We start from the raw sequence: 17,076 nt of genomic DNA, 5'->3' as shown, positions 1-17,076 counted from the left end.
ATGAATTACTCCTTTAACATAAAAGTCAATTTTTGTTCGACTTTGTTCTTCTTGATTATATAGATAAACGATTTTATTTTCAAGTAGATCAAATTTAACAAAATAAATTTCTTTTGAAAGCGTTGACAAAATAAACTAACAGAAATATAATGTTCTTGTAAACAAAGATGAACTTAGTATAACATAAAATTAACAAACTTAATCAAAAAAGAGGGTGGAGAAATGGAATATAAAGAGATGTTTGTTCCTAGTCTGATTCAATTAGCGGTAGACGTAAAAAATAAAGAAGAAGCTTTTTTAATAGCTGCCCAACGATTAGAAAAAATGGGGTACGTCAATGAGAATTATTTGAATGGACTAATTGCAAGAGAAAGAGAATTTCCTACAGGATTGATTACTAAGTATTTAAATATTGCACTGCCACATTCGGAATGTGAATATGTCGAAAAGCCATTCGTTTTTGTTATGCAGCTGAAGAACCCAATTTATTTTTATCAAATGGGGGATAATCAGGAAATGACTGTAGAAAATCTATTTTTTTTAGGAATCAAAGAACCAAAAGAACAAGTAGGATTACTTCAAGCGTTTATGAATTTATTCATGGATGAAACATTCGTGGAAAATTATAAGAAACAAGAAACACCGCAAAAAATATACGAACTTATTACAAATTATATTTAGGAGGAAGAAAAATGAAGAATCGGTTAATTGTCGCATGTGGAAGTGGCGTAGCAACGAGTCAGACGATCGCGAGTAAGATCCAAAGTATGTTAGAAGATGATGGCATTACATTTCCTGTAGAAGCAGTTGATTACAAATCAATCCAAAATGAGCTTCCTACTGCTGGAATCTATGTGTATGTCGCACAGCCGGATGATGAAGTACTTGAACAAGCAAAAGATTTAGGTATTGAAGTATTTCCAGGAATTCCATTTTTAACTGGAATGGGCGTAGAACCTATTTATGACAGTATCAAAGAGTTAATACAGTAAAGGAGGATTGTTGGATAAAAAATTGTCTCCTAGTTTTTCTACTATATTTCAAAAGAAAGAAGGTCTATTTATGGAAGTCTTCCAAACCGTGATCAATTATGTTTTGAATTTAGGATCAGCTATTTTTGTTCCTTTGATTATTTTGATACTTGGATTATTGGCAGGGATGAAATTTAAAAAAGCATTCATGTCTGCATTGACTTTAGGGATCGCTTTTAGCGGGATGTCTATGGTCATTGGCTATATGTCTAACGCAGTAAGTCCAGCATCAGAAGCATTGGCTAAAAATACGGGAATCAGTTTGCCTGCACTTGATCTTGGGTGGACAGGTGCAGCAAGCATCACATGGTCGTGGAGTTATGCTTTTATATTCTTTGCAGTAACTATTGGGGTCAATTTTGTACTGTTACTTTTTAATTGGACGAAGACGTTAAATGTTGATATGTGGAATGTTTGGGGGAAAGCTTTAACTGCTTATTTAGTTTATTATGTTTCTGGCAGTTTGGCTGCAGGCTTTCTTACAGCAATGGTTCAAGTCATATTGGAATTAAAGCTTGGTGATATGTTTCAGAAGCATATACAAGATCTCACAGGGATTCCATTAGTAACAGTGACTCATTTTATGACATCTGCCGCTGTCTTGTTGCTCCCTTTCAATATGATTATGGATAAAATACCTGCATTGAATAAACGAGCGGATACGAATGCATTGAAGAAGAAAATTGGGATCTTCTCTGAAAATTCTGTAATGGGATTCATTATTGGCTTGGGACTTGGCTTTGCTGCTGCGTACGGTGTTTCAGGTTCTCTTAATCTAGCGATCCAAACAGCTACAGCATTAAGTTTGTTTCCTATGATCTCTAAAATGTTCATGCAATCTTTGTCTCCTTTAGCAGACGCGATGTCAGAATTTATGAAAAAGCGATTTAAGGATCGTGAAGTATATATTGGATTGGACTGGCCGATATTAGCTGGTCGTTCAGAGATTTGGGTTACTGCTATTTTACTTGTTCCTGTGTTTATCGGTTATGCCATTATTTTGCCAGGAAACCAAGTATTACCATTAGCAGGGATCATCAACTATTCGATTGCTGTCGGCGGATTGCTTCTAACAGGAGGAAACTTGGCTCGTATGCTGATCCTGGGAATCCTCACGATGCCTATTTATTTGTACGGTGCCACTTATCTTGCGCCAATACTCAGTGATTTAGCAGAAAAAAGTGGAGCAGTCGAGGGAATCAAGAAAGGACAGTTGATCACATGGTCATCAATAGAAGGGCCGGAGTTCAGGATTTTATTTGCGGAGGCATTTAATAGAAATATTCTCGCTATTGTAGGATGCGTGATTTTTCTAGGACTGTTTGTTCTACTTTATAAATATATGATAAAAGCGAAAGTCCCGAGCGAACGTTATGCTGAACTACAAAAATAGCATTGAAATGGTGGGAAAGCAATGAAAAGAGAAGAGACAGATAAAATAAAATGGACAGTCGCTCTTTGTGGTACACTTCTGCTATTTCTATATGGACTCTTTACTCAGAATATCATCATCAATCTATTGGTCATTTTTTTCGCGCTAGTGATCTATAAATATGGAAATCACGTTTTATTCAGAGAGTACGATGAAAAAAGAAAACGGAAAATAGAAGAATCAATAAAAATAAAAGAAGCTACCAAAGAAATATTGAGAGAAAAAAGTTTTATAAAAAGATAATGGAGGGGTCATTATGTCAGATGGACGTATGTTATTTGAGAGAGAACGACAGGACATGGCACGTATCGTAAGAGTGATTTTCGAAAGGAAAAACACAAATGTCGCAGGAGGGAATTTTTCCTTTAAAACCACTGATGATCAAGGAAAAGACTACATCATCATGACGCCGACCATGATGTCAGAAGCCTATCTAGGAGAGATTTCTCCTGCACAGGTTCTAGTAGTAGAACCAAGAACGCGTAGAATCGTTGACGGAGTCGGTCATTTAACTCGGGAGATCAATATGCATGAAGCGATGTACGAGACTAATCCAGCTATCAAAGCTGTTCTACATGCTCATGCGCCTAATGCAATGTTCTGGGCGACTACTGGGTTGCCTATGCCTAATTTAACAGAAGCCACAGCTAAAGTAAAAGAGATTCCTGTCATGGACTTTGAGCCTAATTGCTCTGAAGAACTTGCTGAATTGACAAGCGATTACGTAAAAACACATGATTTAGAATTGCCCCATATGTTATTACTCAATTCACATGGCGTATTGATCAACACAGGTGGAGAATCAGGAATCGAAGCCATCCATAAAGCACTGCAAATCCTTGATACAGTCGAATGGAATGCAGAAATTGCCTACAAGCAGACGATTTTTCAAGCACTAGGGATTACTGATGGATTTTATTCGAAAGGTGAGAAAATCGGCAGATTGGAAGATTTGAAACATAAAACGGCTATTTATAATAAATCTGTTATTACAGCTAGCGGAGACTAACCTATCTGACAAAAAAACTACGACTTTCACACACTATGATCCAGATTGATGTCTGCTTCAGGTTGTGTCATGTAAGTCGTAGTTCTTTTCTTTTATTTAGTTAGAAGATGCTCTGACCATTCCCTCGCTTGCTCGATTTCGTCCATCGTCAACTGATGACCTGTTACAGTTAGCTGAATCGTCACATTTGCTTGACGTGTTTCGAATTGATCGGCCAATTCTTTAAAGGAAGCAGGGGAAACGATTGGATCGTTATCACCATAAGAAAGCCAGACGGTTTTATCCTCTAATGTGGAACGGCTTTGATGAACACCTAGAGACATCGGATGGAAAAACAACCCTTTATTTAGCTTGGTCTCACGCTCCAATAATAAATGAGCAGCGATGTTTGCGCCATTTGAATAGCCGACAAGCAGCCAATCGCTTAAAGCTATCTGTTCTTTTTCGCTGATTTCTTTGATTTTTTCATGGAGTTTATCTGTTTCTTTTTCCAAACTGTCCAGGTCGAATTGATTCAATCAATTACGCTTGAAAAAACGATTCATCCCATCTTCTTGGACCGTGCCGCGAAAAGAAAGCAACGTACTGTTTGGTGCAAGAAAGTGAGCGATATCCAGTAAAGAATGTTCGTCGCCACCTGTGCCATGAAGTAAGATCAAATGCTTGCCACTTGTTCCTTTTTCAAAAATGTAGGTCATTTTGTTCCCTCTTTTCTGTTTCTATAGATGCAAATGAAGTAGCATGAAGAGATTATTCACGTTTTTTATTTGCATCACTTGTATCGAAAGGACGGACATAGGCTTCAATGGCTTCACGACGTTCTTCTAAGAATGGAGGAAGAGATAGTTTTTCTCCTGCTGATTCTGCTGGTTCATCTTCAAGGAATCCAGGACCGTCAGTTGCTAGTTCAAACAGTACGTGATGAGCGGCTAGGAAGTACTCAGATTGGAAATAGAAACGATCGACGAAACCAGAATTTGGCAATTCGATCTTATTGATTACTTGAATCCAGTATTCCAATGCTTTTTTGTCTGCTACACGCAATGCTAAGTGATGGATATTTCCAAATCCTTCGATTGCTTTTGGCAAGTCTGTCCGATGTTCAATAATAATGCTTGCACCATTTCCGCCTTCACCGATTTCAAATAAGTAGAAATCTCCTGAATGATCTGTTTCTTTGAACCCTAAGATTTTTTCAAGAATCAAGCGGATATGCTCTAATTGACTAACACGGACAAAGACAGGTCCAAGTCCTGTGATCGCAAACTCTGTCGGTACATTGCTGTTTTTCCAAGGAATGCCAGCTGCTACACCTTGATTATTTTCGTCAGAGATCAATTGATAATATTGATTATCGAAATCTTCAAACTCGATATATTTTTTGCCGAAACGTTCATTGATTGCTGAATGAGTAACGTCATATTTTTCAAATCGTTCTAACCAAAAGTCTAATGCAGCGTCACTTGGCACACGGAAAGAAGCACGGGAGATCGTATCTGTTCCTTTTTTTCCTTTTGGCTGATTTGGGAAATCAAAGAAAGTCATATCTGTTCCTGGCGCACCAGTATCATCTGTAAAGTAAAGATGGTAAGTTTCGATGTCATCTTGGTTAACGGTTTTTTTGATTAAGCGCATTCCTAAAATATCTGTAAAAAAGCGGTAGATTTTTGTTGCGCTAGATGTCATTGCTGTGACGTGGTGAATTCCTCTGATTTGTGTATCCATGATAAATTTCCTCCTGTTAACTTACAAAAAGTAAGTAGTCGATTTAGACATAGTATAGAGGGTGCATCTCTATTTTGCAATTAATTTGTCTTCTAAAGTATCAGGAAGGAATCAAGAATGGAAAAGAGGAGGAACGGATCAATAAAATAAAAAGACTTACGACTAGCTGCATCGATTTCAAAAAAAATTAGCTTTAAAAAGCTAACTTTAGAATCATTACGGGTGGTCATAAGTCTTTTTATGATTAGATGGAAACGAGCTTCTGAAAGTACTTAGTAAATGTTATTCAAAAAATTGTACCTGTGACAATCAATCGACTCGAAACTAAGCGGCTTTTCCACAACCTCTGATTCACGGTGTTCAAAAGCCAGTTTCTCGGTAGTAAGTCAAATTTATGCAAAAATGAGGAAAGCCATTTTCACAAAATTTTTCTTACTACTCGAAACTAAGCGGCTTTTCCACAACCTCTTTGGTTAAGTTGAACGCACATCCAGCACAGAATAGTTCCGAACATCAAATCGGTTTCGGCTGGAAGAATATTCAATCGGCTGGCCATCTTTGAGATAGACGACTTGCTGAACTTCCAGTACAGGATCGTTTTCTGCACAGTTCAAATATTGCTGATCATATTCATCACTTTTATCTGCAGAAATAGCACGATAAGCCCCTGCAAAATGGACATTCAATTCTTGATGAAGATGATCATAGATAGAGGCTAACAAATGTTCTTTTTTTAAACCCGGCACAAGATGGACTGGCATAAAGGTATGCTCTAAAACATAAGGCTCGCCATCTAAGATCCTTAACCGGTGAATATTGTAGACAGGTTGCTCGGCATCGATCATCAATCGTTCTTGGATATATGGATCAGGGAATTCAACATCAAAATGAATGATTTGACTTTTCAAAGAACGATGTCTGCGTTTCATTTGGAGACTCAAACCTTCATACTCGTTAGCGGGCGATGTGTCTTTTTGCATAAATGGATGATTCAAGATTTTCGTTCCTGATCCTCGCTGCGAATAGACAAGTCCTTCCATCGCTAAGATATTGATGGCTTTTTTGATTGTCATCCGGCTCGCACCAAATTCTTTTACCAAGTCCACTTGATTAGGCAAAAAACTATCGGGAGGATACTCTTTTGAACGGATTCGTTCCCTTAAAATATTTGCGATTTCTTCGTATTTTGGCACGTTATTCACCTCTTCTAGAGTATAACGAAAGATTATGCTTCCGACAACTCGAAGTAGCATCTGGAACATTGTTTATTCGAAAAAAGAGGATATGACAAGTTTCTTGTCACATCCCCTTAATGATCCATTAAGCAATATCTAAATCTGGTTGTTTATCTAATACTTTCAAGAACGGGTACCAGATAAAGGCAACGATGACAAAGTCGATGACTTGCAGCATACCGCCAAGCCATGAATTTGTTGCTAAGACACCGCTTGCAATGATTGGCACAGTCCATGGAACAGAGACGCCAGTTGGTGCAGGGACAAGTCCAGCAGCCATTACCAAATAATTGAACGTCGTTACGATTAGAGGCGCCACGACCCAAGGAATAAGGATTGTTGCATTCAATACGATCGGCAGACCAAAGATCGCTGGTTCATTTACATTGAAAATACCAGGTGCTAAAGCTAATCGACCAACATCACGATACTGTTTCTTTTTAAGAACAAAGGCCATCAATAAAACGACAGCTAAAGTCATTCCAGAGCCACCAATACCAACAGTGAAGGTTTCCATGAATGGTTTTGTGATGATGTGTGGTAATTCTTTTCCATGTTGATAAGCTTCTAAGTTATCAAGCATCAGTGTATTCCAGATTGGGTCCATTACAGAGTTGACGATGATTTGTCCGTGAAGTCCGAAGAACCATAAGAATTGGACAAAGAACAAAGCAATCAATGTTGCAGGTAAACTACTTCCCAAACCAGTTAATGGTTTTTGGATCACTTCATAAACGACATCATGTAAGTTAGCATTGAAAATACCAGTCATCACAGCGTTGATTACTAAGAAAATAGTTAGTGTCACTACAGCAGGGATCAAAGCGGCAAATGATTTTGTTACTGCAGGTGGAACTCCATCAGGCATTTTGATCTGCCAGCCGCGTTTCGTGATTCTGCAGTAGATTTCTCCAGCCAAGAAAGCAGCGATCATTCCAATGAACATTCCTTTTGCGCCAAGACGATCAAGTGAAAGAACACCAGTTACATCTTCACCACCAACGGTTTTCATTGCAAAAGGCGTAAGAATCAAGAAGCTGGCAAAAGACACGGCACCACCGAAAATACCTTCAACGTCATAAGATTTTGATAAATAATAGCCGATACCAAAAGTAACAAAAACCGACATGATGCTCATTGTTGCATTTTGCCCATTACCGAATAAGTTCGATAAAGTTCCCTTTGTTGCGTCACTGAAAAAAGGCAAGTTATTGATAACGACAACGATCGAACCGAACATCGTTAAAGGGAAGGAAAGCATAAACGCATCCCGTAAAACTGTAAGGTAACGATTTTGCCCTAATAAATTAGCTAAGGGCATGATTTTCTCAGAAAGCTTGTCCATAAAACCGTTCATTTTTATTCACCTCAAATTTATTTGCAATCGATTACATACAAAGTATAACGCCGAATATTTTAAATGTCTAGTCATTTTTATAAAAAGTATTGATTTATTTTTTTAGGTTCGTTATGATTACGATATCAAGAAGAAAAGAGAGGAAGTAAAAAAATGAAAACCTACACATTTCCAGAAAATTTTTGGTGGGGTTCTGCTGCTAGCGGACCGCAAACAGAAGGAAGAGTAAGTAATGACGGGAAAGGAGAAAATATTTGGGATCATTGGTATGCATTAGAGCCTGAAAAATTCTTCGATCAAGTAGGACCTGAAAAAACTTCGCAAGTTTACACAAAATACAAAGAAGATGTTCAGTTAATGAAAGAAACTGGCCATAACACATTTCGTACATCTATCCAATGGAGTCGTTTGATTCCGGAAGGGACAGGTGAAATCAATCAAAAAGCTGTTTCTTTTTATAGAGATTATTTTACTGAATTGCTGAACAATGGTATCGAGCCTTTTGTAAATCTTTACCATTTTGATATGCCACTGTCCTTGCAAGAAAAAGGCGGATGGTTATCAAGAGAAACGGTTGACGCTTATGTTTCTTATGCAGCCGCGTGTTTTGAATTGTTTGGAGACCTAGTCAAAAAATGGTTTACTCATAATGAGCCAATCGTACCTGTAGAAGGAGGCTACTTGTATCAATTCCACTATCCAAATCATATCAATATGAAAGAAGCGGTCCAAGTAGGCTATCATGAGAATCTAGCAAGTGCAAAGGCAATCAAAGCCTACCATGAAGGCGGTCATGATGGTGAGATCGGAATCATCTTGAATCTGACACCAAGTTATCCGAGAGATGAAACAAACCAAGATGATGTAAAAGCAGCGCAAATCGCGGATGCATTCTTCAACAGATCATTCCTTGATCCTGCAGTGAAAGGCGAGTTTCCACAAGAGTTGATCGAGATTGTCAAAACATTGGGTATAATGCCTGACATTCATGAAGGAGACTTAGAACTCATCAGAGAAAACACGATTGACCTGTTAGGAATCAATTATTATCAGCCTCGTCGGATCAAAGCAAAAGAAACACCGATCGATCACGAACATAGCCCCATGCCAGATGATTATTTTGATAATTACGACATGCCCAATAAAAAAATGAATCCATATCGTGGATGGGAAATTTACGAAAAAGGCATCTATGATATTTTAACGAATACAAGAGAGAATTATGGTAATATCAAATGCTATATTTCTGAAAATGGGATGGGGGTCGAAGGAGAAGAACGATTTGTTAACAGCGAAGGCATGATTGAAGATGATTATCGGATCGAATTTGTGACGGATCATTTGAAATATGTCCATCAAGCAATCCAAGAAGGAACGAATTGTGTGGGGTACCACATGTGGACATGTATGGACAACTGGTCATGGACAAATGCCTACAAAAATCGCTATGGCTTTATCGCTGTTGATTTGGCACAAGACGGCAAACGCACGATCAAAAAATCAGGTCGCTGGTTTAAAACGGTCTCCGAAAAAAATGGCTTTGATGCCTGATATTTTTTGATAAAACGTTCACAAAATGTTTGTCCTAACACTGTAATCGTGCTACACTAACAGTGAAGGAGGCGTTTACAATGGTAGACACTTATCGTAATATTTTAGTAGCAATTGATGGTTCTGAAAAGGCAGAAAAAGCATTTCTTGAGGCAATCACGATTGCCAAACGAAATCAAGCAACGTTGCACATCCTGTATGTCAATGAAGTAACAGGCAATTACTTTGGTGATTTTGCATTTGTTACAACAAGCCTGCAGGAAGAATTGGATGAGGTTGCGGAAAACCAGATGAAAGAACATCGAAACTTGGCAATCGAAAAAGGCCTGACAGATATCGAGACATATGTTCTTTACGGTTATCCAAAGACACTGATTGCTAATTTCCATGAATCGAAAGAACCAATCGATCTGATTGTCATGGGGGCGACAGGTCTGAATGCGGTAGAACGTGCGCTAGTAGGTTCCACTACTTCCTATGTAGTCAACCACGCATCATGTAACGTCATGGTTGTAAAATAAATAAATTAAAGGAACAGAAAGCAAAAAAGCATAACGCTTCTCTTGCTTTCTGTTCCTTTTTATTTTTTGCAAAAAATTACTTTACCTGATGAAGTAATCATGCTATGCTGATTACAACGACAGATGGAGTAATATGGAGGAGAGAACATGATTTCAAGTGATGGAATACGCGGATACAATGATGCGATTATTTTATCGATCCTTAACAAAAACGATTCTTATGGATACGAAATTTCTAAAACGATCCGTGAGAGGACAAATGATTCCTATGTAATCAAAGAGACGACACTTTACTCCGTTTTTGCCCGTTTAGAAAAGAATCAATTGATTGTTTCGTACCCTGGTGAAGTGACCCATGGAAAAAAACGGACCTATTATAAAATCACTGAAATAGGACGTAATCTTTTAGAAGAAAAAAAGCAAGAGTGGCTGACGACGAAAGACGTGGTCGATCAATTTTTGGAGGGAAAGTAAATGGATACAATCCGTAATTATTTAGAAAGTCTTTTTATCGGAGTACCCCGAAGTAACGAGATAGAAAAGCTGAAAGCTGATTTGTTGGCAAATATGGAAGATCATTATCATGAATTAATGGGAGAAGGGAAAAATGAACAAGAGGCCATTGGTACAGTCATCTCGACATTTGGTTCAATCGACGAATTATTAGAAGAATTAGATGTCAAAAAAGAAAATCCAAGTCCCGTGACGGAATCAAATCCAGCTTCGATTTATTTAAGCGAAGCAGAAAATTATTGGAAAGAATACAGAGCAGCAAGTCTTCAAGTAGCGTCAGGTGTCCTATTCACTTGTTTATCCTTTGCAGGATTTCTGTTCTTCTGTTCAACAGGCTATGCATTCATGGGTGTTTCTTGTCTGATTTTCGGTATAGCATTAGCTGTCGGTTTTTTCATCGCTTCTGGTATGAAAATCACCCGCTTAAATCACTTTTTGTATAATAGAAAAATACCTGAAAAAGTATTAGCAGAAGCAAAAGAAAAAGAAGAAGCATATCAGCGAAGTTTTGGCTTCTCGTTGATTGCAGGAATCGGATTATGTATTTTTTCACTTTTCCCACTTTTTGCTTCGATTTTGTGGTATATAGATGGTAGTATCGGTGCCTCTGGATTTTTTGTTACAGTAGGAACGGGTGTCTTTTTGATTATTTATGGCAGTCTTGTTCGTCATTCTTATCGTCAGTTCACCCAAAGCACTTATTCGTGGTAAGTGTGCGCAAATTTGAACGCCATGAATCAGAGGTTGTGACAGAAGTAGTTATCTTCAAGAAATTTCGGCTTATTTTTCGTAGAAGCTACTTCTGGAACACTAGTTATTCGAAAAAAGGACGGTGACACTTTTTTGTCACCGTCCTTTTTATATATAATAATTTAAAAATTCATCATCTAATTCCATAGAATTGTCTAGATCGCTTACCCACGTGAAATCGTTATAGACAGATTTGAGCTGGCTTCTACGCCATTGTACAGGGATAAAAAGACGCATACTATCTTCATTGAACCCGACTAATAATTTTTTTCCGTCAGTAATGATGGGACGTTGCAACAAAGTAAAATGAGACACGATTAAATCGACAAGTTCTGAGGTCGTACATTGGTCAATTTGATCTTTCAAATTTTTATAATCAATCGATCGTTTAGCTAATAGATCGTCAAATCCGTTTTCTGTTAATGATAATAAATAAAAGATTTCTTTTCTGGTTAAAGGCTGTTTAGGTGTGAAAATTCGTTCTCTGTAAGGCATTTGGTGGTCTTTCAGCCAATTTGCCATCAGATGGTAACTATGTGTACGAGAAGAATAGATCGTAAGCATAACAAAACTCCTTAAATTTTCCATTAATTTGTTCGATCTGTTGAGATAAATAATAGGTAAGGAGCTGTGTATAAGCGTGAAACAACCCAAACATCAATAGAAATAACTTTCTAAAGTCTTAAATTTGCGACGAGAAACAACTAGACTAATAGAAGGAATGTCTCAGCCATTTGGCTTCCTGTTTGTTTTTCTTGCTTATGCTGCAGCTCCTCGGGAAAGGGTTCTAACAATTTGAAGAAGGTTGATGATTGATCTAGTTTCAATTGTGTGAAATTTGAAATCTGGTGTTTTTACTAGATGAATCATCTAACAACTATGATTATAACTTATAGAAACGTCGTTTTGTATTCTGTTTTGTTATAGTTGTTATAAAGTTTTATTTTATTACAGAGCATATTTAATTAAGAGCGTATAGTTAAAAGTTAAAATTGCTGATGCACATAGAGTTTATGACTTCTTGGAAATTCTTTTTCAATCAGTTTTTTCATCTGTTTATGAAATTCTTTTTTTCAGTAAACATAAAGGTTTGGGTATCGTAACCTTCTTCATTTAGGAAATAGATTCTTCCTTTTTCTGTGTTTTGCGTATAAGCTTTTATACTCCTGTCTTTTTTGAAAGAACAGATCGTATAGTTTTCTATTTGGTCTGGGAGACGTTTGATTTTCTTCAAAATGACTTTTTTATCCTCAAGTTTCATTTTTTCACCTGACTTTATTTTTTATCATATGGAAATCATAGCGCCATTGGTTATATGAAAACAAGAAGGATACTGAAATATATACAAATCGAATAGCAGGTATTTGTTATTAGAATAACTAGTTCAAATAAATGACAACTATTTTCTGATTTATTACAAATGTTTTTTCAAATAAATTTGATTACCAAGAAAAGGTAGTGGTATATTTACTGAGGGATACTTTGAAAAACATATAATAGAAACAGTAACAGCATCATGAAAAAATTTTTTTATAAAAATGGAGGGATCGATTTAATGGAAGAGCAGTATGTACAAGCAATGACGATCGCAGGATCAGATAGCGATGGAAGCGCAGGGATGCAAGCAGATATGCATACATTCTTTACAAGAAGTGTTTACGGTGTTTCTGTCATGACCGCATGTGTTGCAGGAAATTCTTACGGAATCGGAGCAAGTGTGACCTTGCCAACCGATTTTATCGATAAAGAATTTGAACTGATTGCAGAGGACTTTCAAATACGTGCAGCTAAAACAGGTATGCTAGCAGATTCAAATTTGATTGAGACAGTTGTAAAAAATTATCAAAAATATGATTTTGGACCATTAGTCGTGGACCCCGTGATCGTAACGAAACATGGAAATCTTTTACTAGAAGAATCTGCTTTGCAAAGCTTGAAAGAAAAACTTGTCCCTTTGGCCGAAGTACTGACACCTAATTTTTACGAAGCAGAAAAGCTGACTGGACGGACATTAGCAACTGAAGAAGATTTTGTGCAAGCAGCAAAAGAACTGCAAGAGATGGGTGCGAAAAACGTCATGATCAAAGGACATCATGCAAAAGATGCGCAGCAAGAAACAGTCAACGACTACGTATTGCTTGAATCAGGAAAATCATTTTGGCTGAATGCGCCATTTTATCCTACTGACCGGATCAATGGAACTGGCGATTCGTTATCTGCATGTATTGCAGCCGAATTAGCTAAAGGAAAAACAGTAGAACAAGCGATCCGATTGGCAAAAGACTATGTAAACCGTGCGATTCGTGAAGAAATAAACGTAGGGCATAAATATGGACCAATCAATCATTGGGCAGCCAGTGAATTAGAGTAAAAGAAAGAGGTTGTGAAATCAGCGTCCTGTCCTGAGTATTAGAGAAACAAACGGAAAAATAGTTCCTCATATTTTGCCGTTTGTTGAGCTAATACCGAAGTTCAGCTGATTGAACACCGTTTATTCAGAAAAAGAGGTTGTGACACGTTTTGTCACAGCCTCTTTTCCTACGATTAGTCAAGTAAAAGGTGTAAGAAAAATAGCTCATAAACGAAAGCGACAAAATCAAGGCACACCAAATAAAGCCTCGTTCGTAAAAAATTTTCGATCTGGGCAAAGAAGTGGTATACTGTAAGTGGTTTAGTTAATGGTCCACTGAGACCGCGTACGCATAGTCGTACTCTGTATGTGCCCTAACCATAGCGTGCATACATTTCAGAAGCTTGTTCATACAAGCAACTGTGGCAACCTTATCTTTCTTAGGGATAGGTTGCTTTTTTAATTTGTAGTAATAATCGACAATATGATTAGGAGCTGCGCGTTGCTGGCGAATCATATTTCGAATGGTGAAGAAAATAATTTTCCGTGCTTTGGGATTACCACGCTTATTGATGCGGTCTTGGCCAGTATACTTACCTGATTGATACCGTCGGATGTCAATTCCGACAAAGGCATTCAATTGTTTATGGGTTTTAAATCGTGTGATATCTCCTAATTCACCGAGCAATAAAGCGGCTGTGAGTGCGCCGATCCCAGGGAACGTTTGGTACAACAAAAAGCAAGGAGAGCCTTCGGCTTTTTTGATCATTTGTGTCGCCAGTGCTTCTTTTTGTTCGAGTAAATCTTGGAGAAGTTCGGCGTAATAAATCGTTTTTTGACAGTGGATACTGTCTTTTTGAACAGCTGGGTAGGCACACTGTGCATAGTGGATGATTTGATCTGCCTTTTGCTCGGCACGATTCGCGGAGATTTTTTTCCGTGTTTCGTTGATTAGTTTATTTTTTATTTTTGTCCGAGTAGATGCCAATACAAAATCTGGATGGGGAAAAAGACGGATCAATGTCAATGCGTAAGGGGTCAGCCTGTTTGAAAAGAACTGTTCAAGCTCTGGAAAAGTCAACTGAAGGCAGTTGTGTAAATCCATGCGCAGACGAGTGATTTTCTTCTCAATCTCTTGATAAAAACGGGCTAAATCGCGCATCTCTAAGTAAAAATTGCTTTGTACTTCTTTTGGCTGACGTTGATTTTTAAGATGAGTCTGTGCGAGCCGGTGGGCATCCGATTTATCTGTTTTCCAACTGCGTAAGGTGCTTTCTTCCATCTGTTTTTTCGCTTCTAACGGGTTTAACAAACAGTAAGAAAAGTGATGATCTTGAAAGAACTTTTCGACTGGTCTGGAATAAATCCCCGTTGCTTCAAAAACAATCAATGGACGTTCAGGCAAGTGCTGGATCTCTTCGAGTAATGCATGAAATCCTCTTTGAGTGTGTTCGATCTCGTCTTCAAATAAGCAGGTGTCGTCTTTGTATAGGACACTGTAGCTGTGTCCCATTGAAACATCTAATGCAAGAATGTAAGGCATTTGTATTCCTCCTTTTTAAGTTTTGAAAGAACTTTACTGCTTCATTTCGATTCCAATTTCCTATACACGGGCTCATGGCCCCAACATACGTAAACCTGATTCTAAAATGACAGTAAAGAAGTTCGGTTTTTGATAGGGACTCGTAGTCCTCAAGGCTTTGTTCGAACTTTCTTTCACTCTTCACTATAATCTAAAAATAGAAAATAGAGGAGAACATCATTCGTCAATGATGTTCCCCTCTAATCTTAGTATGTTTCTCTACTTGAATGGAAAAATTATAAGATTGGAGAAAATAATCGAGAAATTTGTTGCTTGAATAACAGCCAATTAGACATTTCCTTCACTGTTTCAGTCGTCATTGGTGAACAATGTGTCTCATCTTCTTTAAACTGAGTAGCAAGTTCTTCTAAAAACTCAGGATCGTAGATGACAGCACTTGTTTCAAAATTCAATCGGTAGCTACGAATATCTTGATTTGCTGAACCTACCATGCAGATTTCATCATCCATTATCAATGTTTTTGCATGGAGGAAGCCATTCTCATAGACAAGAATTTGTACGTTTTCCTTGATGAGCTGACGCGCATAATATTGTGTTGCTCGATAAATAAAAGGATGATCCGGTTTATTGGGGATCATGATTTTCACATCGACACCAGAAGCAGTTGCGATTTTCAAAGCAGCAATGACACTTTCATCAGGAACGAGGTAAGGCGTCTGTATCCAAACACGTTTTTTAGCAGAAGTAATCAATTTGATAAACGAAAGCTTGATTTGTTCGCGTTCGTTATTTGGTCCGCTTGAGACAAGCTGGATGGATGTATCAGCAAGTTTGGATTCGTCTCGATCGGCTTTTTTAAAGAAATAATTCAAATGATAGCCGACCTTTTTTTCTTCAGGAACTGAGACGTTCCAGTCTGTTAAAAAACGAAGTTGAAGCAAAGAAGAAGCGGCACCGAAAATCCGTATATGCGTATCACGCCAATAGCCGAATTTTTTTGTCGTATTTACATATTGATTGGCAATGTTGAAGCCACCGGTGTAACTGATCTTTCCATCGATCACAACGATTTTCCGGTGATCATGGTAGTTCAATCGGAAACGAAGCAATGCTTTTTGCGAGGTAACAAATGTATGGACATGTCCACCATTTTTGATTAGACGATTGAAATCTTTTGCTTTTGTGCCGTGGGAGCCAAATGCATCATATAATATACGAACTTCTACGCCTTCTGCGGCTTTTTCTTCTAAAACGCGTAAGACTTGCTGACCGATAGTATCTGTCACAAATGCGTAATATTCGATATGGATCGAATGTTTGGCTTTTTTTAGATCTTGAAGCAGTGAATCTAATTTCTTTTGTCCGTCTGTGAGAAGAGTGACAGAATTCATTCTTGTCAGCGGCATACGATTTAATGAAGAGAAGAAGTCGACAAATTGTTGTTTGTCTTTGTCGCCCATGTCAGGATCGTAATGTTCAATGGTATCTCCTCTAAAAGACTGAAAGTTTTCTAATTCTTTCAAGTCACTTTGTCGGAGATAGAATTTTTTCTTATCCGTTAATCCACGTCCGAAAAATAAATATAATACAAAACCCACCCCAGGAAGGGCAAATAATACTAAGAGCCATGCCCAAATAGCTGCTACATCTCGGGGTTTGATCAAGATAGCCACTAAAGCAATAAGTGCATTCAATAGATAAAGGGCGGTTATAATACTAGATACCACAAAAATGTTCCTCCTTACATACAATAACATTAGTATAGCATGATAGAAGAAAGAAGCCTACCAAGGTGAATATACTTTTCACTCTTTTCATGAAAATGTAGGTAAATCGTGCTAAAGTAGTTGCTTTTTGTAGTTTAATAAGGTAGGATATTAGTACAGTTGAATATCTCCTTAGGGGAGTAACCGGCAACATTTTGTTGCGATAATATCAACAGTAAGTTAACCAAATGGTTTTCTGGTATTGTATGAAATGGTGAGACCTAAGACAAATGCGTATTTGTCTTAGGTCTCTTTTTTTTCAGACAGGACTAGGACCGAGATCAAAAAATGGG

16 protein-coding genes and 2 pseudogenes are annotated in these 17,076 nt (G+C 37.7%); 10 read left to right on the top strand and 8 right to left on the bottom strand.

Annotated elements, in window-relative coordinates:
- The first annotated feature begins 222 nt into the window (after nt 1-222).
- From IGK53_RS08200 to IGK53_RS08180, 5 genes are all read left to right on the top strand, one after another.
- The gene (locus IGK53_RS08200; RefSeq protein ID WP_002291813.1) at nt 223-681 is read left to right on the top strand and encodes a PTS sugar transporter subunit IIA; all 459 of its coding nucleotides are present in this window, start codon (nt 223-225) and stop codon (nt 679-681) included.
- An 11-nt stretch (nt 682-692) separates the two neighbouring features.
- Nucleotides 693-992 carry a PTS sugar transporter subunit IIB gene (locus IGK53_RS08195; protein WP_002291814.1) on the top strand — a complete coding sequence of 100 codons (300 nt, stop codon included), beginning with the start codon at nt 693-695 and terminating at the stop codon, nt 990-992.
- A 70-nt stretch (nt 993-1,062) separates the two neighbouring features.
- A complete protein-coding gene (locus tag IGK53_RS08190) occupies nt 1,063-2,424 on the top strand; it encodes a PTS galactitol transporter subunit IIC (protein ID WP_025477486.1) in 1,362 nt (453 codons plus the stop codon).
- A gap of 21 nt (nt 2,425-2,445) precedes the next feature.
- Entirely contained in the window at nt 2,446-2,706 is a 261-nt protein-coding gene (locus IGK53_RS08185; RefSeq protein ID WP_002291816.1) for a hypothetical protein, read from the top strand.
- A gap of 13 nt (nt 2,707-2,719) precedes the next feature.
- The gene (locus IGK53_RS08180; protein ID WP_002291817.1) at nt 2,720-3,472 is read left to right on the top strand and encodes a class II aldolase/adducin family protein; all 753 of its coding nucleotides are present in this window, start codon (nt 2,720-2,722) and stop codon (nt 3,470-3,472) included.
- Nucleotides 3,473-3,564: 92 nt separating this feature from the next.
- Here IGK53_RS08180 and IGK53_RS08175 read toward each other — a convergent pair.
- The 4 genes and pseudogenes from IGK53_RS08175 to celB form a co-directional block, all read right to left on the bottom strand.
- A pseudogene (locus IGK53_RS08175) lies at nt 3,565-4,170 on the bottom strand (alpha/beta hydrolase).
- Between the two features lie 52 nt (nt 4,171-4,222).
- The gene (locus IGK53_RS08170) at nt 4,223-5,197 is read right to left on the bottom strand and encodes a ring-cleaving dioxygenase (protein ID WP_002329088.1); all 975 of its coding nucleotides are present in this window, start codon (nt 5,195-5,197) and stop codon (nt 4,223-4,225) included.
- Nucleotides 5,198-5,670: 473 nt separating this feature from the next.
- Complete coding sequence (locus tag IGK53_RS08165) at nt 5,671-6,390, bottom strand: GntR family transcriptional regulator (RefSeq protein ID WP_002291823.1); 720 nt, start codon at nt 6,388-6,390, stop codon at nt 5,671-5,673.
- A gap of 127 nt (nt 6,391-6,517) precedes the next feature.
- Nucleotides 6,518-7,789, bottom strand: coding sequence for a PTS cellobiose transporter subunit IIC (celB, locus tag IGK53_RS08160; protein WP_002315239.1), 1,272 nt, complete (start codon nt 7,787-7,789; stop codon nt 6,518-6,520).
- A 153-nt stretch (nt 7,790-7,942) separates the two neighbouring features.
- On the opposite strand from celB, the gene IGK53_RS08155 reads away from it, so the two are divergent.
- The 4 genes from IGK53_RS08155 (at nt 7,943) to IGK53_RS08140 (ending at nt 11,085) form a co-directional block, all read left to right on the top strand.
- The gene (locus tag IGK53_RS08155; protein ID WP_002291826.1) at nt 7,943-9,340 is read left to right on the top strand and encodes a glycoside hydrolase family 1 protein; all 1,398 of its coding nucleotides are present in this window, start codon (nt 7,943-7,945) and stop codon (nt 9,338-9,340) included.
- A gap of 80 nt (nt 9,341-9,420) precedes the next feature.
- Entirely contained in the window at nt 9,421-9,861 is a 441-nt protein-coding gene (locus IGK53_RS08150; protein ID WP_002289467.1) for a universal stress protein, read from the top strand.
- 147 nt (nt 9,862-10,008) lie between these two features.
- Nucleotides 10,009-10,335, top strand: a complete 327-nt coding sequence (locus tag IGK53_RS08145) for a PadR family transcriptional regulator (protein ID WP_002291828.1) — start codon at nt 10,009-10,011, stop codon at nt 10,333-10,335.
- A complete protein-coding gene (locus IGK53_RS08140) occupies nt 10,336-11,085 on the top strand; it encodes a permease prefix domain 1-containing protein (RefSeq protein WP_002291830.1) in 750 nt (249 codons plus the stop codon).
- Between the two features lie 147 nt (nt 11,086-11,232).
- Here the strand turns inward: IGK53_RS08140 and IGK53_RS08135 are convergent, their stop codons facing one another.
- Together IGK53_RS08135 and IGK53_RS08130 are read right to left on the bottom strand one after the other, a co-directional pair.
- Entirely contained in the window at nt 11,233-11,688 is a 456-nt protein-coding gene (locus tag IGK53_RS08135; RefSeq protein WP_002291831.1) for a Spx/MgsR family RNA polymerase-binding regulatory protein, read from the bottom strand.
- Nucleotides 11,689-12,110: 422 nt separating this feature from the next.
- Nucleotides 12,111-12,385: pseudogene (locus IGK53_RS08130) on the bottom strand (hypothetical protein).
- 294 nt (nt 12,386-12,679) lie between these two features.
- Between IGK53_RS08130 and thiD the strand changes: the two are divergent.
- Nucleotides 12,680-13,495 (top strand): bifunctional hydroxymethylpyrimidine kinase/phosphomethylpyrimidine kinase, encoded by an 816-nt coding sequence (gene thiD / locus IGK53_RS08125; protein WP_002291833.1) that lies wholly within the window; start codon nt 12,680-12,682, stop codon nt 13,493-13,495.
- 304 nt (nt 13,496-13,799) lie between these two features.
- On the opposite strand, the gene IGK53_RS08120 is transcribed toward thiD, so the two are convergent.
- Both IGK53_RS08120 and cls read right to left on the bottom strand, forming a co-directional pair.
- Nucleotides 13,800-15,017 carry an IS110 family transposase gene (locus IGK53_RS08120; RefSeq protein ID WP_002329539.1) on the bottom strand — a complete coding sequence of 406 codons (1,218 nt, stop codon included), beginning with the start codon at nt 15,015-15,017 and terminating at the stop codon, nt 13,800-13,802.
- 275 nt (nt 15,018-15,292) lie between these two features.
- Complete coding sequence (gene cls, locus IGK53_RS08115; RefSeq protein WP_002329090.1) at nt 15,293-16,744, bottom strand: cardiolipin synthase; 1,452 nt, start codon at nt 16,742-16,744, stop codon at nt 15,293-15,295.
- Nucleotides 16,745-17,076: the final 332 nt, after the last annotated feature.

Origin of the sequence: Enterococcus sp. DIV1224 (genome assembly GCF_050555455.1) — a bacterium.
GTDB lineage: Bacteria > Bacillota > Bacilli > Lactobacillales > Enterococcaceae > Enterococcus_B > Enterococcus_B lactis.
The sequence above is the reverse complement of the archived record's forward strand: the minus strand, read 5'-3'. Positions and strand labels throughout refer to the sequence as shown.